Source organism: Embleya sp. NPDC020630 (genome assembly GCF_044334985.1).
Lineage (GTDB): Bacteria > Actinomycetota > Actinomycetes > Streptomycetales > Streptomycetaceae > Embleya.
The window spans coordinates 353,258-376,088 of sequence record NZ_JBIRUB010000006.1 but is presented as its reverse complement, the minus strand read 5'-3'; the positions used below and the strand labels follow the sequence as shown (position 1 = coordinate 376,088).

The window sequence follows — 22,831 nt, the reverse complement described above, 5'->3', positions numbered from 1 at the left end:
AAGGCATGACGGGAGCGCGGGAAGCCATGGCGGGGGTGCGGGCATGACCGGGCCCGCGGTGGAGCCGGAGCGCGGCGGGCCCTTCGACACCGGGCCCGAGGTGCTGACCGTCGGACGGGTCGGGGTGGACCTGTACCCGCAGCAGAGCGGCGTCTCGCTCGACCGGGTCGAGACCTTCGCCCGGTTCCTGGGCGGCACCGCCACCAACGTGGCGGTCGCCGCGGCCCGGCTCGGCCGTCGATCGGCGGTGTTGACCAAGGTCGGCGCGGATCCGTTCGGTACGTTCGTCCGCGACGCGCTGACCGGGTTCGGGGTCGATCCCGCCTGGGTGTCCACGCACGAACGGCTGTTGACGCCGGTGGTGTTCTGCGCGCTCGACCCGCCGGAGGATCCGCCGCTGCTGTTCTACCGACTGCCGACCGCGCCCGATCTCACGCTCACCGACGCGGACGTGCCGTGGGACCTGGTCCGTCGGGTCCCGGTGTTGTGGGTGACCGGGACCGGCGCCAGTGTCGAGACCTCGCGCGGCACCCATCTGCGGATGCTGGCCGCGCGCGGTCGGCGCGAGCACACCGTGCTCGACCTCGACTATCGGCCGATGTTCTGGCCGGACCGGGACACCGCCTCGCGGCACATCGGCGCGCTCGTCGACGAGGCCACCGTGGTGGTGGGCAACCGGGCCGAGGTGGAGATCGCGGTGGGCACGGCCGATCCGGACGAGGCCGCGCGGCGATTGCTGGCTCGGGGGGTGCGGCTGGCCCTGGTCAAGAAGGGCGCCGAGGGTGTGCTGGTGGCCACCGCCGAGGGCAGCCACACGGTGGCGCCGCGCCGGGTCGAGGTGGTGTGCGGGCTCGGCGCGGGCGACGCGTTCGGGGGCGCGCTCGTGCACGGCCTGCTGTCCGGGTGGGACCCGGTGCGGATCGCCGAATTCGCCAACGCCGCCGGGGCGCTGGTGGCGGGACGGCTCGCGTGCGCGGACGCGATGCCGACGCCGGGGGAGATAGCGGAACTGCTGAGCGCACACGCGACGAATGTGAACCACCCGATCGTGAACCACCCGATGTTGGAGACCCGAACGTGATCAGCGACCACGACTGGAACACCCTGCTCGCGACCCGGGCGAATCGGCCCGACGCGGTGCTCGCCGCGTACGACGAGCGCCGTCGCCGACCGAGCCTGCTCTCTTCGCACGGCACCCTCTTCCTGGTCGCCGCCGACCACCCCGGCCGCGGCTCGCTGGGGGTGGGCGGGGACGCACTCGCCATGGCCGACCGGCGCGACCTCCTCGACCGGTTGGCAGCCGCCCTGGAACACCCGGACGTGGACGGGGTGTTGGGCACACCCGATGTGATCGAGGAGCTGCTGCTCCTGGGGGTGCTCGAGGACAAGGTGGTGATCGGGTCGATGAACCGGGGCGGCCTGGCCGGCGCGTCCTGGGAGATCGACGACCGGTTCACCGGGTACGACGCCGAGGCCATCGACCGCTACCGGCTCGACGGCGGCAAGATGTTGTTGCGCATCGTGGACGCCGACGCCGGCACGATACCCACCCTGGAGGGCTGCGCGCGGGCGGTGAGCGAGCTGGCCGACCGGGGGGTCCGGGCGATGATCGAACCGCTGCCCTATCGGCGCGACACGTCCGGGCGGCTGGTTCTGGATCGGTCGACCGAGGCCAATGTGCGGGCCGTGACGGTGGCCTCCGCGCTGGGGACGACCTCCGCCTACACGTGGCTGAAGCTGCCCGCGACCGATGAGCCGGACAAGGTGGCCGGCGCCACGACCCTGCCGACCGTCGTGCTGGGCGGCGTGCCGTCGGCCGATCCGCGGGCCGACCTGTCGTCGTGGGGCCGGGCGCTCGCGCAGCCGGCGGTGCGCGGCCTGGTGGTCGGCCGGGCGCTGCTGTATCCGGCCGACGGGGACGTGCGCGGCGCGGTGGACGCCGCCGCGCGGATCCTGCGCGCGGCCAATCCGCGTGCGGCGGAGGTGATCGTGTGAGCGACCCGCGACTGTTCCACCCCTGGGGCACGGCGGGCGGGGCCGACGACCCGCTGCTGATCACGCCCGAACTGGCCGGCTGGCGCTACAGCGGACTTCGGGTGATCCACCTGCCGCCGGGGGGCCGGCGGGTGCTGGACACCGGGGACCACGAGGTGGCGGTGATCCCGCTGGCCGGTGGGCTGACCGTGGAGACCGAGGGCCGCCGGTTCGAACTGGCCGGGCGCGAAACGGTGTTCACCGCCGTGCCGGACTTCGCGTACGTCCCGCGCGACGCGGAACTGCGGCTGAGCGCGGCGCACGGGTGCGAGGTGGCGTTGGCCTCGGCGCGGGCGACCCGACGGCTGGATCCCGCGTACGGGCCGGCCGCCGCCGTGCCGGTCGAGGTGCGCGGCGCGGGTCGGGCCACCCGGCAGGCGAACAACCTGCTGACGCCGGATGCGTTCGACGCGGACAAACTGGTGGTCTGCGAGATTCTGACCCCGGACGGCAACTGGTCGTCGTTCCCGCCGCACAAGCACGACGAGGCGAGCGCGCACGAGGTCGTCAACGAGGAGATCTACTTCTTCCGGGTGGCCGGCCGGGACGGGCGCACCCCCGACCGGGAGGGCTTCGGGCTGCATCGCACCTACACCGCCGACGGCTCGATCGACGAGACCGTGACGGTGCGCGACGGGGACGTCTTCCTGGTCCCGCGCGGCTACCACGGCCCGTGTGTGGCCACTCCCGGACACCATCTCTACTACCTGAACGTGATGGCCGGACCCGCCGCCGAACGCGCGATGCTCGCCTGCGACGACCCCGCCCACCACTGGGTACGGGACAGTTGGGCCGGGCAGCCGGTCGATCCGCGCTGCCCGCTCACCTCGCCGCCCGCCCTCGACGGAGGAAGCCGATGACTGCGACGACTCCGGTGCCTCCGGTGCCTCCGGTGCCGACGTCCGGTGCCACCGTGCGGCTGACCACCGCCCAGGCTCTCGTGCGCTGGCTGATCGCCCAGGGGAGCGAACTCGTGGACGGCCGCCGAGTGCCGCTGTTCCCGGGCGTGTTCGCGATCTTCGGCCACGGCAACGTGCTCGGCCTGGGCGACGCGCTGCACGAGGCGGGTGGGCAACTGCCGGTGTGGCGCGGTCAGAACGAACAGGGCATGGCGCTCGCGGCGGTCGGCTACGCGCGGGCGACGCAGCGCCGACAGGTGATGGTCGCCACGTCCTCGATCGGGCCCGGCGCGCTGAACATGGTCACCGCGGCGGGCGTGGCGCACGCGAATCGGCTGCCGCTGCTGCTCCTGGTGGGGGACACCTTCGCGAGCCGGGCGCCCGATCCGGTGCTGCAACAGGTGGAGCACTTCCACGATCCGAGCGGCACGGTCAACGACGCGTTCCGCTCGGTGAGTCGCTACTGGGACCGGATCACCCGGCCGGAGCAGCTGATCGCCACGCTGCCGCAGGTGGCCCGGGTGCTCACGGACCCCGCCGACTGCGGACCGGTCACGCTGGCGCTGCCGCAGGACGTGCAGGGGCAGGCGTACGACTTCCCGGTCGCGATGTTCGCGCCCCGGCTGCATCGGCCGGTGCGCCCGCGCCCGGATCTGGGCGAACTGGCGGACGCGGCGGCGCTCGTGCGGGCGGCCGCGCGGCCGTTGCTGGTGGTGGGCGGCGGGGTGCGGTACGCGGACGCGGCGGCGGAGGTGCTGGCGCTCGCCGAGGCGTACGGTGTCCCGTTCGCCGAGACGGTCGCGGGGCGCACCCTGCTGCCGCACGAACACCCGCTGCACGCCGGACCGTTGGGCATCACCGGATCCGCGTCGGCGAACGCGCTCGCGGCCGACGCGGATCTGATCCTGGCCGTGGGCACCCGCCTTCAGGACTTCACCACCGCGTCCTGGACGGTCTTCGCCGCCGACGCGCGCCTGGTGTCGATCAACGCGGCCCGGTTCGACGCGGTCAAGCGCGGTGCGGCGCCGGTGACGGGGGACGCGCGGGAGGCGCTGCGCGAACTGGCCCCGCTGCTGGGCGATTGGCGCCCGGATCCGGCCTGGACCGCGCGCGCCGCGAGCGAACGCCGGGCCTGGGACGGCGTGATCGACGCACTGCGCGCGCCGGGCGATCCGGCGGACCCGCCGACGTACGCGCAGGTCGTCGGCGTGGTCAACCGGTTGGCCGGGCCCCAGGACTACGTACTCACCGCCAGCGGCGGGCTGCCCGGCGAACTGGTGGGCGGCTGGCGGTCGGTGGGCGCGGTCGGGGCGCCGACGATGGACGTCGAGTACGGGTTCTCCTGCATGGGCTACGAGATCGCGGGCGCGTGGGGCGCGGCGATGGCGCGGCCCGAGGGGGTGGTCACCACGCTCCTGGGCGACGGGTCGTATCTGATGCTCAACTCCGAGGTGTACTCGGCGGTGTTGTCGGGGCACCGGTTCGTCGCGGTGGTCTGCGACAACGGCGGCTACGCGGTGATCGCGCGGTTGCAGGAGGGGCAGGGCGCGGCGCCGTTCAACAACATGATCACCGACTGCCGGGGGCCGGGCGCCGCCGCCGACCACCGGGTCGACTTCGCCGCGCACGCCGCCGCGTTGGGCGCCGAGGTGTTCACCGCCGACACGGTGGCCGACCTGGAGAAGGCGTACACGGCGGCCCGGGCGTCGCGGCGGCCGGCCGTGGTGGTGGTGCGGACCAGCCCGAACCACTGGACCGAATCCGGCGCGTGGTGGGAGGTCGGCGTCCCCGAAGTCTCCGCGCGGCCCGAAGTGACGGCGGCCCGAGGCCGGATGGACGAGGCGAGAGCGGAACGCACGGCCCGGGGCTGACCGAGCCCGCGCCGCCGGGCTCGGGTGGATCGCGCCACCCGAGCCCTCGTGCGCGCGATCAGACCACGCTCAGGCCGTGATCAGGCCGCGATCGGCCGTGCCGGGAGGCCCGCGACCGCTCGCGCCTCGGCGAACGAGCCCAGCAAACGGTCGTGAATGGCGCCGTTCGACGCGACCAACTCCCCGTCGCCGGGCTTCCAGTCGTCGCCCTCGAAGGTGGTCGCCCGACCGCCCGCCTCGCGGACCAGGATCGCGCCGGGCGCCCAGTCCCACGGACCGCAGCGCTGCTCCCAATAGGCGTCGAGCCGGCTCGCGGCCACCCAGGACAGGTCGATGCCGGCGCAGCCCAACCGCCGCACGTCACGGGTGTCGTTGACCACCGACAGGAACTCGGCCAGGTTGTTGTCCGGATCGGTCGCCCGCGACGGCGGGAAGCCGGTGGCGATCACGCTGCGGCCCAGGGTGCGGGTGTCCGAGACGTGCAGGCGTTTGCGGCCCTCGTACGCCCCGCGCCCGGCCTCGGCCCAGTACGTCCGGCGCCGCGTCGCGTCCGCGACCACGCCCAGGGCGAGTCGTTCGCCGTCCCAGAACGCGATCGCGCAGGCGTAGTGCGGCAGTCCGTGTGCGAAGTTGGTGGTGCCGTCGAGCGGATCGACGAACCAGGTCGGGCGTTCGAGGTCCAACTCGGCCAGCCCGCCGCCCTCTTCGCCGACCACCGCGTCCTGCGGATAATGGCTGCCCAGCCACGCCCGAACCAGTTTCTCCACGCGCAGATCGGTCGCGGTGACCAGGTCGGCGGACGACGACTTGAGCCGGATCCGCCGGGGTCGCCCGGCCCGGCGAATGACCTGGGCGGCCTCTCGGGCGACGCGCAGCGCCGCAAGCGTACGGGGAAGGGGGAAGACCACGGTGACGCTCCTTGCCTACGGCGCTCGATGAAACCGGTGCCCGACCGACCACGGAGCACCCACCGGCCCCCACGCCCGACCCACGCCCCTCGCCCCGAGCGAAGACCGCCCCGACACCGACTCGCCGCCCTGCAACTCCTTGCCCCAGCATTATGTCGACCCCCACCCCCCACCACCACCAAGTTGGCCCCCACCCGCACGTCTCGCGGTCGCCGGTCCCGGGCGTGGGGTCGCACTGCGGTCGTCGCCGCGGGTGCGGGCTCGGCCGCACACGGTGGCCGAGCCGATCCGATACCCGCTGTTGGGCACGGTTACCGAGTGTGGGGTTTGTGGGGGCTTGGGGTGGTGGTTGGTGAGCGGTGGGTTGAGGTTGGGATGGTGGGTCATGATGAGGGGGTAGTGGTATCCGTGCGGCCGGAAGGTGCGAGCGTTCGGCGGATGGGCCTGGGGTGGGTGGGGCGTCGGAGCGCGTGAGAGTCGAGGAGCCCCCTCATGGCACGTCCTGTTGGTATCGACCTCGGTACGACGAACTCGGTGGTCGCGGTTCTGGAGGCCGGTGAGCCCACCGTCATCGCGAACGCGGAAGGGGCTCGGACGACACCGTCGGTGGTCGCCTTCGCGAAGAACGGCGAGGTTTTGGTCGGCGAGGTGGCCAAACGCCAGGCGGTGACCAACGTCGAGCGCACCGCGCGGTCGGTGAAGCGGCACATGGGTGACAACACCTGGCACTTTCCCGAGACCGGCGACATCGACGGCAAGCGGTACACCGCGCAGGAGATCTCCGCGCGGGTGTTGCAAAAGCTCAAGCGTGACGCCGAGGCGTATCTGGGCGAGAAGGTCACCGACGCCGTGGTGACCGTGCCGGCGTATTTCGACGACGCCCAGCGGCAGGCCACCAAGGAGGCCGGGGAGATCGCGGGCCTCCAGGTGTTGCGGATCGTGAACGAGCCGACGGCGGCGGCTCTGGCGTACGGGCTGGACAAGGTGCGCGACCAGATGATCCTGGTGTTCGACCTGGGCGGCGGCACGTTCGACGTGTCGCTCCTGGAGATCGGCGAGGGGGTCGTGGAGGTCAAGGCCACACACGGCGACACGCATCTCGGCGGCGACGACTGGGACCAGCGGGTGATGGACCACCTGGTCAAGCAGTTCAAGAACGCGCACGGGATCGACCTGTCCAAGGACAAGATGGCCGTACAGCGGCTGCGCGAGGCGGCGGAGAAGGCCAAGGTCGAGTTGTCCAGCGCGACCGAGACGTCGATCAACCTGCCCTACATCACCGCGTCGCCCGAGGGCCCGCTGCACCTGGACGAGAAGCTGACCCGGGCCCAGTTCCAGCAGCTCACGGCGGACCTGCTCGAACGTTGCCGGGCCCCCTTCCACGCGGCGATCGACGACGCGGGGATCTCGGTCGAGAAGGTCGATCAGGTGGTCCTGGTCGGCGGGTCGACCCGGATGCCGGCCGTGACCGAGCTGGTCCGGGAGCTGACCGGCGGCAAGGAGCCGAACAAGGGCGTCAACCCGGACGAGGTGGTGGCCGTCGGCGCCGCGCTCCAGGCGGGTGTGTTGAAGGGTGAGGTCAAGGACGTCCTGCTGCTCGACGTCACGCCGCTGTCCCTCGGTATCGAGACCAAGGGCGGCATCATGACCAAGCTGATCGAGCGCAACACCACGATCCCGACCAAGCGTTCGGAGATCTTCACCACGGCGGACGACAATCAGCCCTCGGTGCAGATCCAGGTGTTCCAGGGTGAGCGCGAGATCGCCGCGTACAACAAGCGGCTGGGCATGTTCGAGCTGACCGGTCTGCCGCCCGCGCCGCGCGGGTTGCCGCAGATCGAGGTGATGTTCGACATCGACGCGAACGGCATCGTGCACGTGTCCGCGAAGGACCTGGGCACGGGCAAGGAGCAGTCGATGACCATCACCGGCGGTTCGAGTCTGCCGAAGGACGACATCGACCGCATGATGCGCGAGGCGGAGGCGCACGCGGAGGAGGACCACCAGCGGCGGGAGACCGCGGAGACCCGCAACCAGGCCGAGCAACTGGTGTACACCACCGACAAGTTCCTCAAGGACAACGGGGACAAGGTGCCGGCGGACGTCAAGGGCGAGGTGGAGACGGCGCTGACCGCACTCCGCGAGGCGCTCGCGGGCGAGGACACGGCCGCGATCCGCGAGGCGGCGGAACGGGTGAGCACGGTCAGCCAGAAGCTGGGCACCGCGATGTATGCGAACGCCCAACCGGGCGCGGAAGGCGCGGCCGGTGCGGCGGGCGGTGCCTCGGCCGAGGCCGACGTCGATGAGGACGAGGTCGTCGACGCCGAGATCGTCGACGACGACAAACGCGGAGGTGGAACCGCATGAACCGGATCTCTCCCGGCCCGGGGCTGCTGCCGGTTCCGGCCGGGCAGCCGCCGTCGCCGATCCTGGCGTCGCTGCTGGCCGAGATCGCGGCACAGCGCGAGCAGGTGACCGAGCGCGTGGACGAGTTGTGCCGGCTCCGGGCGGACTACGACGGCTATCGGCGGCACGTGCGGCGGGACCGGCTGGCCGTGCGGGAGGCGGCGCTGGCCAATGTGCTCACGCCGCTGCTGCCGGTGGTGGACGGCTTCGATCGGGCGCGGGCCGCCGGTGATCTGACGCCGGGGGTGGCGAGTGTCGTCGACGCGTTGGAGGACGCTCTCGCGGCGCTCGGGTTGCGGGCGTTCGGGGCGGTGGGCGACGTGTTCGACCCGTACGTGCACGACGCGTTGGCGCTGCACGTGGCGGCCGGGGTCGATCCGCCGATCTGCTCGACGGTGCACGAGCCGGGGTATCGGGTGGGCGATCGGCTGCTGCGTCCGGCCCGGGTGACGGTGACCGGGCCGCCGGCGGCGGGTGCGCGATGAGTCGCCGGCGGGTGGTCGTGTCGGGGGACGTGCAGGGCGTCTACTTCCGGGACACGTGCCGCAGTACCGCGGTGCGGCACGGTGTCGCGGGCTGGGTGCGGAATCTGCCGGACGGCACGGTCGAGGCGGTGTTCGAGGGCGAGCCGGACGACGTCGCGCGGCTGACCGCTTGGACGGGACGCGGGCCGTTGCCGGCCGTCGTCGACCGGGTGTACGTGTACGACGAGGATCCGGCGGAGGAGGGGCTGGTCGGGTTCGAGATCCGCCCGACACCGGCTCTGCGTCAACGATGAACGGGCCGCCCGCGTGAGCGGATGGGTCGGCTGCGTGAGCGATCGCGGTAAAACTACCGATTCATGGCGGATTGAACCATCCTGGTGAGAGGGGATGAAAGCGGCGGCGGCAACCGAGTGGACCGACGGAGTCGGGGGCTTGGAGGCGACAGGTATGCAGATCGTGGGATGGCACATAGAGATGGAGTTCAAGGAGGACGGCAAGCGGACCGAGGCCGCGGCGCTGCTGCGCCTGCGCGACGGTACGGAACTGCGCTCGCACGCGCACGCCAGCCGGTATCCGGACGACCCGGATCAGCCGGCGGTCGGCGAAGAGATCGCCGCGGCGCGGGCGTTGACCGACCTGACCCGGCAGCTGCTGGACAAGGCGGCGGGCGAGATCGAGTCGTCGACGAATCGGCCGGTCCACTCGCTCGCCTGAGGGGCACGGAACCGACCGCGCTCGACGGGCCGGTGTCGGCGGGTGACGAACCGCCGGTCGACACCGGCCCGCGCGCGCTCGGGCCGGAACGGCGGGCGGATGGGGGCGGTGGGCGGTTCGCGTGCGAGGCGCCGGGGGTTGGGAGCCGTCGGTCGACATCGACATCGACTCGCCTGCCAGACCGGGATGAGGCCCGATTCCGGGTGGCTCCCGCGTGTGTTCCGCGCGCCCAGGGCTCTTTCGACGCCCGCTCGCCTGCCCGACCGGGATGATGGGTGGATGGCCGGCGGTGGCCGGCTGTCGGGTGTGTTCCGGAGGATTTGATGGGGTATCCATTACGCGAATCTCTTGGTGTGATCGATTGATTACCGTGTGTGCCCGCGTGTTGGTTGTCGTGGGCCGCGACGGCGGGGAGTAGAGCAGAGCCGATGAGTGTGGCGATCGAGGTACTCGTGATCACCCCGGTCCGGATCTATCGCGACGCCACCGTGCGGGCGCTCGCCGACGAACCCGCGTTGCGGCTGGTCGGGTCGGGCGGCTCCGCCTCGGAGGCGGTCGCCGGCGCACGACGGCTGCGCCCCTCCGTACTCCTGCTGGACCTGAGCACGCCGGACAGCATTCCCGCGATCCGCGCGATCCGACGCGGGACGCCGCAGACCCGGCTGATCGCGATGGGCGTGGACGAGTCCCGCGACGACGTGATCACCGCCGCCGAGGCGGGCGTTGCCGGGTTCATCGGCCGCGAATACTCGCTCCCGCAGACCGCCGCCGCGATCATCGGCGTCGTGCGCGGCGAGGCCTCGTGCAGCCCTCGGATCGCCGCACTGCTGCTGCAACGCGTACAGTCCCCGACCGTCGCCGCGCAGCGCACCGTCTCGGCGCTTCCCGAGACGCTGACCGCGCGCGAGCGGGAGATCCTGTTCCTGATCGCCGAGGGCAGGACCAACCACGAGATCGCCCGGGGCCTGTCCATCGGCCTGTCCACGGTCAAGACCCATGTGCACGCCGTACTGCGGAAGTTGCGCGTCCCGCACCGTGAGGCCGCCGCCGGCCTGCTGCGGGCGACACCCGCCGGCGAACCCCTCGGCCGCGCCCGGGTGGAGGCCGACGGCGCACCGGATCGAGCGCTCGGCGCACCGCACGCCGTGCCACCACCCGTATGGGGCTCGCGCGCGCCGCGCACCCGGCGGGCGCCGGACCACGAACAACCCGCCGGTGGCGGGCCCACGACCGGATAGCCGGGTCTGCGGGGGCGCGCGACGGGCCCACCCGATCGGATGGACGACGCGCTCCATCCGAGGTGGAGGCGGGCGGAGCCGACCGACGGTCAAGGTCTACTCCCGCGCCCGGCAAAGATCCAACCGGCGGGTGGATGACGCGCTTCGGGCCGATGATCAACGATCGCGACATGGCCGTTGCCGGCTCGATCGGTTCGAGCGCACCCGTCTTCCCCGACCTCTCCGACCTGGAGCGGTGGATCGCGGACGTGCTGGCCCGGGCGGTGCAGGCCAACGGGCCCGAATCGGCCGAGAGTTCGCTGGAACGCCTGTACCCCTCCCACGGCGAGGTACGCGCGGCGCTGGCGGGTGCGCCGAGGCCCGCGCCGGTGCTGATCACCGGGCCGCCGCTGCCCGCCCACCTGGCGCTGCCGCTGGCCCGGCGCGGCTTCGACCCCTTCGACCTCGCCGCGCTCGCGTTGATCCTCGCGCCCGAACTCGACCCGGCGTACGGCCGCGCGATCGCCTGGCTGCAACGCGACTCCGGGCAGCCGTACCCGACGCTCGACCTGCTCGCCCGGTTGTGCTGCGAGACCGGGGCGGACCGGGCGGCGGTCGCGGTACGGCTGTCCGCCGCCGGTCCGCTGCTCCGGTGCGGACTGGTGGAGCCGGTCGGCGGGCGCTCCGGGCCCTCCTACGCGGGCGCCGTACGGCCCTCGGCGGTGCTGCTGCGCCGGTTGTTCACGATCGGCCGACTCGACGACGCGCTCGCCCCGTTCGCGACGGTGGACACCTACGCACCGGTCGACGCGCCCGACCCGATCGCCGCCGAGGCGCTGGTCGCCCGGCTCGTCGGCGACGCGCCCTCGCTCACCCACCTGTCCGGCGCACCCGCCGCGACCTGCCTGGACGTCGCGTGGTGGAGCGTGGCGCGGGCCGGCCGGCGGGTGCTGACCGCGCGGCCCGAGGCGCTCGCCGACCCGGCCCTGCTGCCCGGCCTGGCCGCCGAGGCACTGCTGCGCGAGGCCGTACTCGTGGTCGACACACACGCCGGCGGCCCGCCCGACGCGGTGTGGGAGCGGTTCACCCACGCCGTCGTGGTCGGCGGCCCCGACACCCTCGCACCCACCGGTCCCGACGTGCCGGCCGAGCGGGTGGCCGCGCTGTCGGTTCGCCGTGCGGTCGGCGTGCCCGGCGGCCTGGCCACCGCCCTGGCCGCACACGGCGTCGAGGTCGCGAGCACGCCGGGCGCCGACCCGCTGGCCGGCTGGACCCACCTGGCCGGGCCGGAGTTGCGGCACACCCTGGACGCGGTCGCCGCCCGGGCCCGCGGTCGGGCCGAGCCCGGCAGGCCGCTGCGCACCACCGCGGCCGAGGTCGCCGACGTCGCCGCTCGGATCACCGGCGGCGAATTGGGCCGACTCGCCACCCGGTTGGGCACCTCCGATGACTGGTCCGCGCTGATCGTCCCCGACGACGTCGGGGAGCGGCTGCGTGACGTCTGCGCCCACCTGAGCGCGCATCGCACGGTGCTCGACGCCTCCGGCTTCGCCGACCGGCCGGGTCTGGGCCGCGGCGTGTCGGTGCTGTTCGCCGGACCCAGCGGTACCGGCAAGACGTTCGCCGCCCGCCTGGTCGCGGGCCGGCTCGGGCTGCCGCTCTACCGGGTGGATCTGGCGTCGGTGGTGTCCAAGTACATCGGCGAGACCGAACAGAACCTGGACGCCGTGTTCACCGCCGCCGCGCGCACCGACGCCGTGCTGCTGTTCGACGAGTGCGACGCGCTGTTCGGCAAGCGCAGCGAGGTGCACGACGCGCGCGACCGCTACGCCAACCTCGAAGTGGCCTATCTGCTCCAGCGGTTGGAGGACCATGACGGGCTCGCGGTGCTGGCCACCAACCTCCTGCACCACATGGACGACGCCTTCATCCGGCGGCTGACCTACTGCGTGCACTTCCCGTTCCCGGAGGCCGCCGAGCGGCGGCGGATCTGGCAGGGCGCCTGGCCGGCGGCGCTGCCCCGGGACGTGGACGTCGACCTGGGCGAACTGGCCGAGCACTACCCGCTCTCCGGCGGCCACATCCACAACGTCGCGGTCGCGGCGGCGCACCTGGCCGCCGCCGAGGGGCGCGCGGTGGACCGGGCGGCGGTGCTCCGGGCGATGGAGCGCGAATACGACAAGATCGGCCCGTTCCCGCAGACCCCCGCCACGATCGGGGCGCGGTGATGGCGGCGCCGACGAAGGCGGGGCACGCCGCCGCGCACCTGCCGGCCGAGTTGGAGGCGCGGGCCGAACGGGCCCGGCCGCTGGACGCGCCGCTGCGCGGCTCGATGGAGCGCTCGTTCGGCACGTCCCTGGCCGACGTGGTCGTGCACACCGACGCCGACGCGGCGGCGTCGGCCGACCGGCTCGACGCGAAGGCGTACGCCGTCGGTCGGCACGTCGTGTTCGGCCCCGGGCGCTACGACCCGCACTCGACCGCGGGCCGGGCGCTGATCGGCCACGAACTCGCGCACGTGGTGCAGCAGCGGCGCGGCGGCCCGGGGCCGGGCCCGCAGGGCGTGCACCCCCCGGGCACCGCCGCCGAGGGCGCCGCGCACACGGCGGGCGCCCGAGCCGCCGCCGGCCTGTCCGCCCCGGTCGCGGGCGGCACCGCGCCGGGGGTGTCCCGAGCGCCGAAGAACGAAGCGGAAGAGGAGGCCGCACGCGCCGAACTGCGGGAGAACCGCGCCGCGGCGATGGTCGCGCTGGGCGCCACCGAGGGCATCGCCTTGGAGGTCACCGGCGCCGTGGACACCCTGATCGGCCTCGGCTACGGAGCACACGACGCGGGCCGCCTCGGCGTGCGCAAGGCGGCGTCGCTGCTCGGCCTGTCGGACGACCGGACGAAGCTGGTCCAGGCGTGGTTCGAGGGAACCTCCGGCGGATTCGTCCTGGACGCCGTGCGCGACCGGGCCAAGGCGGCGGAGTTGGTCGACCCGTACACCGGTGTACCCGCGCTCTCGCCGGGGGTCACGCAGGCGGGCAACCTGACCGAGGCGTACTACGACCGGGTCAGCGGCGGCCGGGCGCCCGACGACGGCAGCCTGTTCAGCGACCGCGAGCTGACCCAGATCGCCGTGCAACTCGGAGTGAAGACCATCCTCGCCTACACCGGAGGCGAGGAGGTGCTCCTCGCGCTCAAGGTGCTGGGCGTGGCGAGTTCGGTCGAGGCGATCCTGAACGCGATCAACGCCAATCCGCAGGGCTGGCCGTCCGATTCGCGGTTCTGGCTCCAAGTCGTCGGCGCCGTGCTCAACGTGGCCGGGCTGGCCGCGTCGTCGGCGGGCAAGCGGTTGGCGGCGCTGATGCTCGACGCGGCGCCGGCCACGTTGTCGACCGCTCCGGCCGTGCGGAAGTTGTGGGTGGATTGGAAGGGCGCACACGGCCCGGATCGCGACGCGGTGGTCGAACAGGACCTCAAGGAGGTGGTGCGGGCACTGATCGCGGTGATGCACCAGATCCTGCTGCACGCCGCCGGCTACCGACGCTCGAAGGCACCGGGCGGCGGCACGGGCGGTACGGAGGGCACCGGCGGCCAAGAGCATGCCGGGCCGCCCGTGAAGCAGCCGCGGTCGGCCGCCGACGCGCATGCCGCGGGACCGCCGCCGGCGCCCGCGCACGCCGGTGCGGGAACGGCGCCGGTCGCGCCGACCACGGCCGGCCCGGCGACACCCGCGCCGGCGGCGCCGCCGAAGCCGGCCGTGAAGTCCGGTGGGAAATCGGCCGGCGGGTCCGCCGGTGCCAAGGCGCCCGCCAGGAAGCCGCCGAGCAGCCCCAAGACCGCGTCGGCGGACCCGAAGCCCGCCCCGTCGACCACCGGGCCGGCTCCGATCGAGCCGGCGCCCGGTACGGCCGCACCCGCCAAGGCGCCGAAGGGCGCCGCGAAGGAGGCGGGCGCGAAGGCCGGGAAGAAGGCCGCCGCGCGGAAGGCGACCCCCAAGAAGGCCGCGGCCGAGCGGAAGACCGCCGGCAAGCCCGCCGCCGGCAGTATTCCCGGCGAGGTCGGACGGACCGAGGCCACCCCGGTCCAGCCGACGCCACAGGACAAGCGACAACTGGTCAAGGACGTTCGCGCCCGGGCCAAGGTGCTGCGGGGGGAGGCGCGGAAGGACCCGTCCGCCGTCGACCGGCTGCGCGAGCTGTACGAGGGCCAACCCGACCACGTGCTCGCTGCGTTGAGCGACGATCCGGTGGCGGGGCAGGTCCGGGACCGCCGCCGGGCGCAGCAGCAGAAGGACGAACTCGCCAGGATCGACGCGAGCGACTTTCGCCCGCCGCACGAGGCCACGGTCCGCGTGCTCGACCCCGACGGACGTGTCGTGCACAACGAGTCCCTGCGCAGCGGCGGCGTCACCCCCGAACAGCGTGCGGCCCGCGGCCTGAACCGGGCCAACCAGGACAGCCACACCGAGGCCAAGGCGGTGGCCCGGGTCGCGCTGACGGCCGGTCAGCGGACGTACATCACCGGCCAGTACGACCCGTGCGGCTCCTGCCGCGCCGCCATGCAGGCGGCGGCCCTGCGCAGCGGCGGGCGGATCAACTACTGGTGGCCCGGCGGACCACCCGAAGGCATCTGGTTTCCGATCGGCTCCGGCGGTGCGCGGTGATCGACATCCTCGACCTGATCATCCGCGAGACGCTGATCGCCGGCGTGCCCGGCCTGACCGGTGCCCGGATCGGGTTCCAGCCGCCCGACGACGACTGGCGGCAGCGGGTGGGCGCGAGCCAGGGCGTGTGGGTCAACTGCGCCTTGGTCGACCTGCGCGAGGACCGGCACATGCGGCAGAACATCCGGCAGCGGATCACCACCGGCGCGGTCACCGTGGAGCGGCCCGAGCCGGCGCGGATCCGCTGCCACTACCTGATCACCGCGTGGAACGCGGCCAAGGACAGCCCGCAGATGCCCGCGACCGAGCAGGAGCACATGGTGCTCGGCGCGGTCCTGGCCGTGCTCCTGCACGCCGACCCGCTGGTCGCCTCCGCCGTACTGACACCCGATCAACTGGCCGGGGTGCCCGAGGTGTTGCGCGAGGCGGAGCTGCCCGTCGAGGTGGTGCCGCCGGAAGGGTTCGGCAAACTCGCCGAGTTCTGGGGCACGGTCGGTCGGGCCACCTCGTGGCGTCCCGCCGTGTACCTGATCGTCACCATGCCGGTCCCCGAGGTGGACCGGCGCATCGACGGCGTGGTGCATACCGTGCTCACCTCCTACGCGGGCACACCGCCCGACGATCCCGCCGAGCAACTGGCCGACGTGGGCGGCCTGGTGCTCGACGCCACCGCGGGCCCCGGTGTGCCGCCGGTGCCGGTGGCCGACGCCCGCGTGGTGCTGCTCGACGCGGCGGGCGGCGAGGCGGTCCGCGCCCGCAGCGGCGCCGACGGACGCTTCGTGGTGGTCGACGTGCGGCCGGGTGCGTACACGGCGCTGGTCACCGCCGCCGGACTGCCGCCACCCGCGCCCACCCCGGTCCAGGTCCCCGGTTCCCCCGACGCGCTGATCGAACTGCGCTTCACCTGATCACCCGATCACCTGAGAGGACGTCCGCCATGGCCGTGCAGGTCTCGTACCCCGGCGTCTACATCGAAGAGACCGAGCCCGCCGCGCCCATCCAGGGCGTGTCGACCAGCATCGCGGCGTTCATCGGGATCACCGCGCAGGGGCCGATCGCCGAACCCATCCTGGTGACCAGCCCGGACGCGTTCACCGCGCTGTTCGGCCCGCCCGTCGACGGCGGCGATGTGCCCTACTACCTGCCGCTCGCCGTGGACGGCTTCTTCCGCAACGGCGGCACCCAGTGCTTCGTGCTGCGCGTGGGTACCGCGACACCGGCCGGGATCGACCTGCCGGGACGGGCCGCGGGGGCGCCGGCCGTAGCCCGTGCGGTGGCCCGCCTCGACGGTCCGGACGGCGAGGGCGGCTCGGTGAAGATCGCCGACTCCAGCGCGCTGGCCGCCGCGTTGACCGCGGCCGGCGCCGGTACCGACCTTCCCGTGCTCCGGGGCAGCGCGAGCATCACCGCCGTCGACGCCACCCGGCGCGTGCTCACCGTGAACGCGGTCGACGGCCTGGCGGTGGGCGATCGGGTGGTGGTGGCCAAGGGCACCGACCGGCAGACGTTGCGGGTGAAGTCGGTCCAGGCGCCGGACACGGTCGTGCTGGCGAGCGGCCTGTCGGGCACCGTCGACTTCGCCGGCGGCACCGTGAGCGGCGACGATCTCGCCTCCGGGGACACCGTGTTGCGGCTGACGGTGCCCGCCGCGATCGCGCTGCGCCCACTGGTTCCGGTCGGCTCGTCCGTGCGGATCTCCGACGGCACCAACACCGAGTGGGGCATCGTCGCGGCGGTCTCCAACGACGCGATCACCCTGCGCAAGCCGCTCGCCAAGGCGTACAGGCTCACCGCGCCGACGCGGGTGGCCACCGCCGAGTTCGACCTCACCGTCACCGACCGCAACGGCCGAGCCGTCGGCTATCCGAGCCTGTCCACCACTCCGTCGCATCCGCGCTGGTGGGGTGGGCCGACGGTGGCGAGCGACTACCTGCGGATCGTGATCGCGGCCGACGCGCCGATCCCGGCGGGCGATCCGCGCCCCAAGGCGGGAACGTACGCCCTCGCGGGCGCCGTCGCCGACGTGCCCGCCACCTCCTGGGCCGATGTGGCGAACAAGATGCCCCAGCACCTGAACCTGCTCCGGCCGATCGACGAGATCAGCCTCGTACTCGCGCCGGGCTGCACCGACACCGGCGCACAGCGGGCGATCGTCGAGCACTGCGAGTCGTTGTACGACCGCTTCGCGATCCTGGACAGCCTGCCCGGCGTCGACGTGGTCACGGTCAAGGCCCAACGCGCCGACCTCACCGGCGCGTTGGACAAGGGATTCGCGGCGCTCTACTACCCGTGGATCCGACTCCGCGACCCCGCCAAGCAAGCGGTGGTGCTGCAACCGCCGTCCGGCCACCTGGCCGGGATCTACGCGCACACCGACGCCACCCGGGGCGTACACAAGGCCCCGGCCAACGTCGGCATCGCCGGCGCGCTCGGCCTGGAACGGCGCCTCAGCGACGCCGATCAGGGCCTGCTCAACCCCGACGGGGTCAACGCGCTGCGCATCCTGCCCGGACGCGGCTCGCCGGTGGTGTGGGGCGCGCGCACCACCACGGGCGATCGCAACTGGCAGTACGTCAACGTGCGACGGTTGTTCCTCTACCTCGAGGAGTCGATCCAACTCGGCCTGCGCGGAGCGGTATTCGAGCCGAACGACCTGGAACTGTGGGGCAAGCTCAAGCACACCCTCACCGAATTCCTCACCCGGGTCTGGCGCGACGGCGCGCTGTTCGGCGCCAAGGCCAAGGACGCCTTCTTCGTCCGCATCGACGAGGCGCTCAATCCGCCGAGCACCCGCAAACTCGGGCTGCTCTACATCGAGATCGGCGTACAGCCGGTCTACCCGGCCGAGTTCATCGTGGTCCGGATCGGCATCTGGGACGGCGGCGCGGAGGTCAGCGAGCAGTAGTGGGCGCGCGGCGGCGCGACATCGGCCGGTACTACATCGACCGGCGCGAGACCGACCGGCGCGAGACCGGTACGACAGGGCAACGGCAACGACAGGCAGTGGAGGGCGTCGTGAGCACGGGCGATATCCAGGATCCCTTTGTCAATTTCAACTTCAAGGTCGAACTCGACGGGATCATCCGCGTCGGCTTCCACGAGGTGAGCGGCCTCGACGCGACGGTGGACGTGATGGAACACCGCGAGGGCGGCTGGAACATCACCCCGTACAAGTTCCCCGGCCAGGCCAAATTCGCCAACATCATGCTCAAGTGGGGCATGACCACCGACACCGAACTGTACGACTGGCACCGGCAGATCGTCGAGGGCGACATCGTCCGCAAGAACGGCGCGGTGCTGCTCCTGGATCGGCGCGGTGTGGTCACCTCGCGCTGGAACTTCGTCCGCGCCTGGCCGACCAAGTACACCGCCCCGCCGCTCACCGCCGAGTCCAACGACATCGCGATCGAGACCCTGGAACTGGTCCACGAGGGCCTGGAGCGGGTGCAGTGACCATGTTGCGGATCGAACACGACTTCACGCTCCCGGTCGGACTCCTCGGCGAAGACGGCACGTTGCACCGTGACGGGACGATGCGGCTGGCCACCGCCGCCGACGAGATCCTGCCGCTCGCCGACCCGCGCGTGCAGCGCAACCCGGCCTATCTGTCGGTGATCCTGCTCAGCCGAGTGGTCACCCGGGTGGGCGCGGTCGAGACGGTCACCCCGCGCACCATCGAGACGCTGTTCGCCGCCGATCTGGCCCACCTCCAGGGTCTGTACAACCGGATCAACAGCGTGGACGAGCCGGATACGGCGGCCGAGGGGTCCTGTCCGAACTGCGGCGAGGAGGTCCGTCCGGGCCATGAGCGCCTGGGGGGATCCGCGGATATCCGGTCGATCGGCTGAGGGAGGAGATCGCCTTCGTCGCCTACCACCTGCACTGGTCGCACGCCGAATTGATGGACCTCGACCACGCCGAGCGCCGCCGGTGGGTGGAGCGGGTGTCGGCGATCAACCAGCGCCTCAACGAGGCGGCGGGCGGCGGGTGACGTCGCGGATGAGAGCGCGGCGGGCGTGGATGTGGGTCCGAGCACTGCGGGCGCCGGGCGCGAAGGGGAGCACTGGTCGTGAACGTGGTTAGCGGGAGAGGAGTTCGACCGTGATCATCACGGGAGCGCGTCCGCCGTCGGCGGGGTGGCCGGTTCGGGCCGCCGCCTCCTCGATGCTCGCCGCCGTTCGTGCCCGGGTCGAGCCGGGCGCGGGACGGGAACGGGCGACGCGGGTCGAGGGGCGGGTGTCCGGGGCCGCGTTCGTGCTGCGGGTGGCGCCGCGTGCGCCGAAGCCCGCGAAGCCTGGGGCGATTTCCGGGCGGAGCGCGGATATTCGGCGGTGTGCGCATGTGCGTCTCGACGTGCGGGTGAGCCTGCCGCCGATGGTGGCCCTCACGCGGGTCGAGCGGGTCGACGCGGGTGGGTCGGCCGGGTTCGGGGCGGTCGGTGGGCTGCCGGTACCGGTGTTGCGTACGGGTTCCGCCGCGGCCGGCCGTGTGGTGGTCGAACGGGCGCGCGCGGCACGGGAGTTGTACGAGCGGGGTGCCGGGCACGGTCGGCGTATCGAGGAGCCGGACGGGCGGGCGACCCCGACGTCGCGTGGTGCTCGGCCCGGCTCGCCCGGGGCAGTGTCCTTTGCCCGGCCCCCGACTGTGTTGACGTTTGCCGCGCCCGCCCGACCCGCGCCCGACCCGGCCGCCGCCGTGCCCGGGTATCCCGCCGATCCGATCACGCGGGACCGGACCGCGCAGCCGTCCCGCGCCGCCCCGCCCGCGTCCGCGCTCACCTCGGCGGATCTGCCGCGTCTGGTGGACGGCGTGGTGCGGGAGATCGACCGTCGGGTGCTCGCCCGCCAGGAGCGTCGGGGGTGGAGCCGATGACCGTGATGGAACGCGCGACGATCACCAATTCCGTCACCGGCAAGCTCACCCGCGTGTTGTTCAACCCGGAGGACTACACGGTCAACCGGGAGACCACCTACGCCCAACTCCCGGTCCCCGGACTGTCCGCGCCGATCGTGCAGTTCGTGCACGGCAACGCGCAGACCCTGGAGATGGAGTTGTTCCTCGACTCGCTGGAAGCGAACGACCAGGCGGGCGCGGGCAGCGACGTGCGGATCCTGGTGCGCCGCGTCGTCGACCTGATGGACATCGACCCCACGCTGCACGCGCCGCCGCCGCTGGTGTTCGCCTGGTCGAGTCTGACCTTCACCTGCGTACTGACCCGGGTCGCACAGAAGTTCGTGATGTTCAAACCGGACGGTACCCCGGTGCGGGCCCGACTGAGCGTCACGTTCAGTGAGTTCCGCAACGTGGACATGGAGGCGAAGGAGGTCAAGCGGCAGACCTCCGACTACACCAAGGCGCATACCGTCGTGGCCGGTGAGACGCTGCAGTTGATCGCCTGGCGCGAGTACGGGTCCGCCGCCGCGTGGCGGCCGATCGCGCTGCACAACGGGCTCGACGACCCGCGCGTATTGGCCGTCGGCGACACACTGCACATCCCGCGCCTGCCGTACCGGGATCGGGGTACCGACGAGGTCTTCGACGCGCCGCCGCCGGAGGTGCCGGCATGACCGTGTTCCCGCACTACGCCCCGGAGATGCGGTTGCGGTTCGCCGGGCGGCCCGCGCCGGCCGCGGTGCGCGGCTCGGTCACCGGGGTGACCTGCCAGACGGGCATGGGCGACGCGGACCGCCTGGAGGTCTCGCTCGCCAACGAGGCGCTGCGTTGGCTGGACGACCCGCTGTTCGGGCTCGACACCGAGGTGAGCATCGCCCTGGGCTACGCGCCGGACGAGCCGCGCCGGTTGTTCACCGGCGAAGTGGTGGGCAGCGAGGCGACGTTCCCCGCCGACGGCATGCCGATGTTGCGGGTGATCGCGCAGGACCGCCGGACCAGGCTCGCCGCGGCCTCGCCCGCGCGCTGGTTCGGGGTGCCTGTGCCCAAGCTCGGTGTACTGCCCCTGCCGGACCTGGTGGTCGCCCCGCTGCTCGCGGTGGAACACGGGATGATCCCGCTGCTCGACCCGCTGGGCGCGTTTTTGTCCGCCGCCCTGGGTGTGGTCGACGTGGTGGCCTCGGTCGAGGACCCGAGCATGCGGCAGCGGGTGGTACGGCGGCAACACTCCGAGACCACGCTCGACTTCCTGCGCAAGATCGCCGCGGAGAACGCGTGGGAGCTGATCGTCGAGCACGACAGCGAACCGTCGGGTTTTGTGCTGCGGCTGATGTCGCCCGCCGCGTATCTGTCGCCCGACGTGACGCTGCGATACGGGAGTTCGCTGATCGAGTTCAACCCCCGAATCAGCACCGTCGGCCAGGTGGGGCGGGTCTCGGTGCGGGTGTGGCGGTCGGAGGTCGGCCTGGAACTGACCATCGCGGTCGGCTACGACTGGGACCGTCGGGCGCTGACCATCGAGGTGGTGCCCGGATTCCAGGGGCCGGAAGGTCAGGGCGGGCCCGCGCGCGAGGTGTTGCTCGTGGACGAACCGGTGACGATCGCGACGGCGCCGCGACTGATCGTGTCCAAGCTGCTGCCTCGGCTGAACCGGCGTACCACCGCGAGCGGTTCGTGTGTGGGCGATCCCCGGATCACGGCGGGGCGGGTGTTGCGGATCGAGGGTGTGGGGGAGACGTTCGGCGGCTTGTGGCGAGTGGTCTCGGCCCAGCACACCCTCGATGGCGGCGGCTACCGCACGTCCTTCGACCTGCGCAAGGAGATCTGGTTCGGGGGGATCCCGCCGGCCGCACAGGGTGCGGTGCGGGTGCAGGGCGGGCTGTTGTCGTTGCCGGCGCCGAACTCGTAGGTGGGGGGACATGACTTGCTGCCATCAAACGCCGAACGCCGAACGCCGAACGCCGAACGCGGCACGCCGCACGCTGTCTGTCGACTGCCGACCGAAAGCGCCGACCGAATCCGCTACCGACGACCACCCGCGCCGTGTGCGCGGACCGGACCGATGTTCCGACCGCTCGACTTCCCGGGAGGACCGGCATGTTCGAACCGCTCTTCGACGCCCTCGACGACATCCACGAGTCGGACAGCCCCCGGGTGACCGGCGTCGCGCCCGCGACCGTGGTGGACAACCTCGACCTGACCGGGGCCGGGCGCGTGCAGATCCGGTACGCGTGGTTGCCGGGCGTCGAGCCGTGGGCACGGGTGTGCGCGACGGTGGCGGGCAACGGTTCGGGCGTGTGGTTCATGCCGCAGCCGAACGACGAGGTCCTGGTCGCGTTCCGCAACGGCGACGTGCGCGAGCCGTACGTGCTCGGCGGGCTCTGGACGATGACCTCGCGCCCGCCCGCGGCGCTGCCCACCGACTCGATCACCAAGCGGGTGATCCGCACTCCCGTGGGCCACGAGATCGCCATCGACGACCTGGTGCAGAAGCTCACCTTGAGCCACACCCTGGGCCACTCGATCGAGATCGCCGCGGACGGGATCACCCTGTCGGTGGCCGGCGGCGCGGCGAAGATCTCGCTGAGCGCGTCCGGCGCGGTGACCATCACCGGTACCCGCTCGGTGGAAGTGACCGGCCTGGATGTGAGCGTCAAGGCCGGCAACGGCCTGACGGCGAACGCGACTCGGGCGGACATCCAGGCCGCGGCCACATGCAGCATCCAGGGCGCGCTCGTGAAGATCAACTGATCCGC

At 72.7% G+C, this 22,831-nt stretch carries 21 protein-coding genes; 20 read left to right on the top strand and 1 reads right to left on the bottom strand.

Going from position 1 to position 22,831, the window contains the following annotated elements; translation table 11 throughout:
* Positions 1-43 precede the first annotated feature (43 nt).
* From iolC to iolD, 4 genes are read left to right on the top strand one after another with little or no spacing between them, the layout of a single operon-like run.
* Positions 44-1,081, top strand: a complete 1,038-nt coding sequence (gene iolC, locus ACH4XV_RS23060) for a 5-dehydro-2-deoxygluconokinase (protein ID WP_395792653.1) — start codon at positions 44-46, stop codon at positions 1,079-1,081.
* Positions 1,078-1,995, top strand: coding sequence for an aldolase (locus tag ACH4XV_RS23055; RefSeq protein WP_395792651.1), 918 nt, complete (start codon positions 1,078-1,080; stop codon positions 1,993-1,995). The genes iolC and ACH4XV_RS23055 overlap by 4 nt, the downstream gene beginning before the upstream one ends.
* A complete protein-coding gene (gene iolB, locus ACH4XV_RS23050) occupies positions 1,992-2,894 on the top strand; it encodes a 5-deoxy-glucuronate isomerase (RefSeq protein ID WP_395792649.1) in 903 nt (300 codons plus the stop codon). Before ACH4XV_RS23055 ends, iolB begins: the two co-directional genes overlap by 4 nt.
* Complete coding sequence (gene iolD, locus ACH4XV_RS23045) at positions 2,891-4,804, top strand: 3D-(3,5/4)-trihydroxycyclohexane-1,2-dione acylhydrolase (decyclizing) (protein WP_395792647.1); 1,914 nt, start codon at positions 2,891-2,893, stop codon at positions 4,802-4,804. Before iolB ends, iolD begins: the two co-directional genes overlap by 4 nt.
* A gap of 80 nt (positions 4,805-4,884) precedes the next feature.
* Here iolD and ACH4XV_RS23040 read toward each other — a convergent pair whose 3' ends face one another.
* Positions 4,885-5,712 (bottom strand): inositol monophosphatase family protein, encoded by an 828-nt coding sequence (locus ACH4XV_RS23040; protein WP_395792645.1) that lies wholly within the window; start codon positions 5,710-5,712, stop codon positions 4,885-4,887.
* 492 nt (positions 5,713-6,204) lie between these two features.
* On the opposite strand from ACH4XV_RS23040, the gene dnaK reads away from it, so the two are divergent.
* The 16 genes from dnaK (at position 6,205) to ACH4XV_RS22960 (ending at position 22,826) form a co-directional block, all read left to right on the top strand.
* The gene (dnaK, locus tag ACH4XV_RS23035) at positions 6,205-8,079 is read left to right on the top strand and encodes a molecular chaperone DnaK (RefSeq protein ID WP_395792643.1); all 1,875 of its coding nucleotides are present in this window, start codon (positions 6,205-6,207) and stop codon (positions 8,077-8,079) included.
* On the top strand, positions 8,076-8,603 hold the full coding sequence (gene grpE, locus ACH4XV_RS23030) for a nucleotide exchange factor GrpE (protein WP_395792641.1): 528 nt from the start codon (positions 8,076-8,078) through the stop codon (positions 8,601-8,603). Before dnaK ends, grpE begins: the two co-directional genes overlap by 4 nt.
* Positions 8,600-8,896 carry an acylphosphatase gene (locus tag ACH4XV_RS23025; RefSeq protein WP_395792639.1) on the top strand — a complete coding sequence of 99 codons (297 nt, stop codon included), beginning with the start codon at positions 8,600-8,602 and terminating at the stop codon, positions 8,894-8,896. Before grpE ends, ACH4XV_RS23025 begins: the two co-directional genes overlap by 4 nt.
* 154 nt (positions 8,897-9,050) lie before the next feature.
* Positions 9,051-9,317, top strand: coding sequence for a DUF1876 domain-containing protein (locus ACH4XV_RS23020; protein ID WP_380002618.1), 267 nt, complete (start codon positions 9,051-9,053; stop codon positions 9,315-9,317).
* Positions 9,318-9,745: 428 nt separating this feature from the next.
* Positions 9,746-10,555 carry a LuxR C-terminal-related transcriptional regulator gene (locus tag ACH4XV_RS23015; RefSeq protein ID WP_395792637.1) on the top strand — a complete coding sequence of 270 codons (810 nt, stop codon included), beginning with the start codon at positions 9,746-9,748 and terminating at the stop codon, positions 10,553-10,555.
* Between the two features lie 170 nt (positions 10,556-10,725).
* Positions 10,726-12,762 (top strand): AAA family ATPase, encoded by a 2,037-nt coding sequence (locus ACH4XV_RS23010; protein ID WP_395792635.1) that lies wholly within the window; start codon positions 10,726-10,728, stop codon positions 12,760-12,762.
* On the top strand, positions 12,762-15,185 hold the full coding sequence (locus ACH4XV_RS23005) for a DUF4157 domain-containing protein (protein WP_395792633.1): 2,424 nt from the start codon (positions 12,762-12,764) through the stop codon (positions 15,183-15,185). Before ACH4XV_RS23010 ends, ACH4XV_RS23005 begins: the two co-directional genes overlap by 1 nt.
* A complete protein-coding gene (locus tag ACH4XV_RS23000; protein ID WP_395792631.1) occupies positions 15,182-16,093 on the top strand; it encodes a Pvc16 family protein in 912 nt (303 codons plus the stop codon). The genes ACH4XV_RS23005 and ACH4XV_RS23000 overlap by 4 nt, the downstream gene beginning before the upstream one ends.
* A gap of 29 nt (positions 16,094-16,122) precedes the next feature.
* The gene (locus ACH4XV_RS22995; RefSeq protein WP_395792629.1) at positions 16,123-18,090 is read left to right on the top strand and encodes a phage tail sheath family protein; all 1,968 of its coding nucleotides are present in this window, start codon (positions 16,123-16,125) and stop codon (positions 18,088-18,090) included.
* 110 nt (positions 18,091-18,200) lie between these two features.
* Positions 18,201-18,638 carry a phage tail protein gene (locus ACH4XV_RS22990; RefSeq protein ID WP_078981626.1) on the top strand — a complete coding sequence of 146 codons (438 nt, stop codon included), beginning with the start codon at positions 18,201-18,203 and terminating at the stop codon, positions 18,636-18,638.
* Between the two features lie 2 nt (positions 18,639-18,640).
* On the top strand, positions 18,641-19,033 hold the full coding sequence (locus tag ACH4XV_RS22985; protein ID WP_395792942.1) for a hypothetical protein: 393 nt from the start codon (positions 18,641-18,643) through the stop codon (positions 19,031-19,033).
* A 50-nt stretch (positions 19,034-19,083) separates the two neighbouring features.
* Positions 19,084-19,176: a hypothetical protein gene (locus tag ACH4XV_RS22980; protein ID WP_371863030.1), complete on the top strand. Its 93-nt coding sequence runs from the start codon at positions 19,084-19,086 to the stop codon at positions 19,174-19,176.
* 110 nt (positions 19,177-19,286) lie between these two features.
* Positions 19,287-20,057, top strand: coding sequence for a hypothetical protein (locus ACH4XV_RS22975; protein WP_395792626.1), 771 nt, complete (start codon positions 19,287-19,289; stop codon positions 20,055-20,057).
* On the top strand, positions 20,054-20,752 hold the full coding sequence (locus ACH4XV_RS22970) for a LysM peptidoglycan-binding domain-containing protein (RefSeq protein WP_395792624.1): 699 nt from the start codon (positions 20,054-20,056) through the stop codon (positions 20,750-20,752). The genes ACH4XV_RS22975 and ACH4XV_RS22970 overlap by 4 nt, the downstream gene beginning before the upstream one ends.
* Positions 20,749-21,984: a phage late control D family protein gene (locus ACH4XV_RS22965; RefSeq protein ID WP_395792622.1), complete on the top strand. Its 1,236-nt coding sequence runs from the start codon at positions 20,749-20,751 to the stop codon at positions 21,982-21,984. The genes ACH4XV_RS22970 and ACH4XV_RS22965 overlap by 4 nt, the downstream gene beginning before the upstream one ends.
* A gap of 188 nt (positions 21,985-22,172) precedes the next feature.
* Complete coding sequence (locus ACH4XV_RS22960) at positions 22,173-22,826, top strand: phage baseplate assembly protein V (protein WP_395792620.1); 654 nt, start codon at positions 22,173-22,175, stop codon at positions 22,824-22,826.
* Positions 22,827-22,831 lie beyond the last annotated feature (5 nt).

Bases quoted from the DNA above. Each gene is read 5' to 3' on its own strand.
- ACH4XV_RS22965 (WP_395792622.1), top strand. From the start codon at position 20,749: ATGACCGTGTTCCCGCACTACGCCCCGGAGATGCGGTTGCGGTTCGCC.
- ACH4XV_RS23015 (WP_395792637.1), top strand. From the start codon at position 9,746: ATGAGTGTGGCGATCGAGGTACTCGTGATCACCCCGGTCCGGATCTAT.
- ACH4XV_RS22970 (WP_395792624.1), top strand. From the start codon at position 20,054: ATGACCGTGATGGAACGCGCGACGATCACCAATTCCGTCACCGGCAAG.
- grpE (WP_395792641.1), top strand. From the start codon at position 8,076: ATGAACCGGATCTCTCCCGGCCCGGGGCTGCTGCCGGTTCCGGCCGGG.
- ACH4XV_RS23005 (WP_395792633.1), top strand. From the start codon at position 12,762: ATGGCGGCGCCGACGAAGGCGGGGCACGCCGCCGCGCACCTGCCGGCC.
- ACH4XV_RS22995 (WP_395792629.1), top strand. From the start codon at position 16,123: ATGGCCGTGCAGGTCTCGTACCCCGGCGTCTACATCGAAGAGACCGAG.
- ACH4XV_RS23010 (WP_395792635.1), top strand. From the start codon at position 10,726: ATGGCCGTTGCCGGCTCGATCGGTTCGAGCGCACCCGTCTTCCCCGAC.
- ACH4XV_RS22960 (WP_395792620.1), top strand. From the start codon at position 22,173: ATGTTCGAACCGCTCTTCGACGCCCTCGACGACATCCACGAGTCGGAC.
- ACH4XV_RS23025 (WP_395792639.1), top strand. From the start codon at position 8,600: ATGAGTCGCCGGCGGGTGGTCGTGTCGGGGGACGTGCAGGGCGTCTAC.
- ACH4XV_RS23020 (WP_380002618.1), top strand. From the start codon at position 9,051: ATGCAGATCGTGGGATGGCACATAGAGATGGAGTTCAAGGAGGACGGC.
- iolD (WP_395792647.1), top strand. From the start codon at position 2,891: ATGACTGCGACGACTCCGGTGCCTCCGGTGCCTCCGGTGCCGACGTCC.
- ACH4XV_RS22985 (WP_395792942.1), top strand. From the start codon at position 18,641: ATGTTGCGGATCGAACACGACTTCACGCTCCCGGTCGGACTCCTCGGC.
- iolC (WP_395792653.1), top strand. From the start codon at position 44: ATGACCGGGCCCGCGGTGGAGCCGGAGCGCGGCGGGCCCTTCGACACC.
- dnaK (WP_395792643.1), top strand. From the start codon at position 6,205: ATGGCACGTCCTGTTGGTATCGACCTCGGTACGACGAACTCGGTGGTC.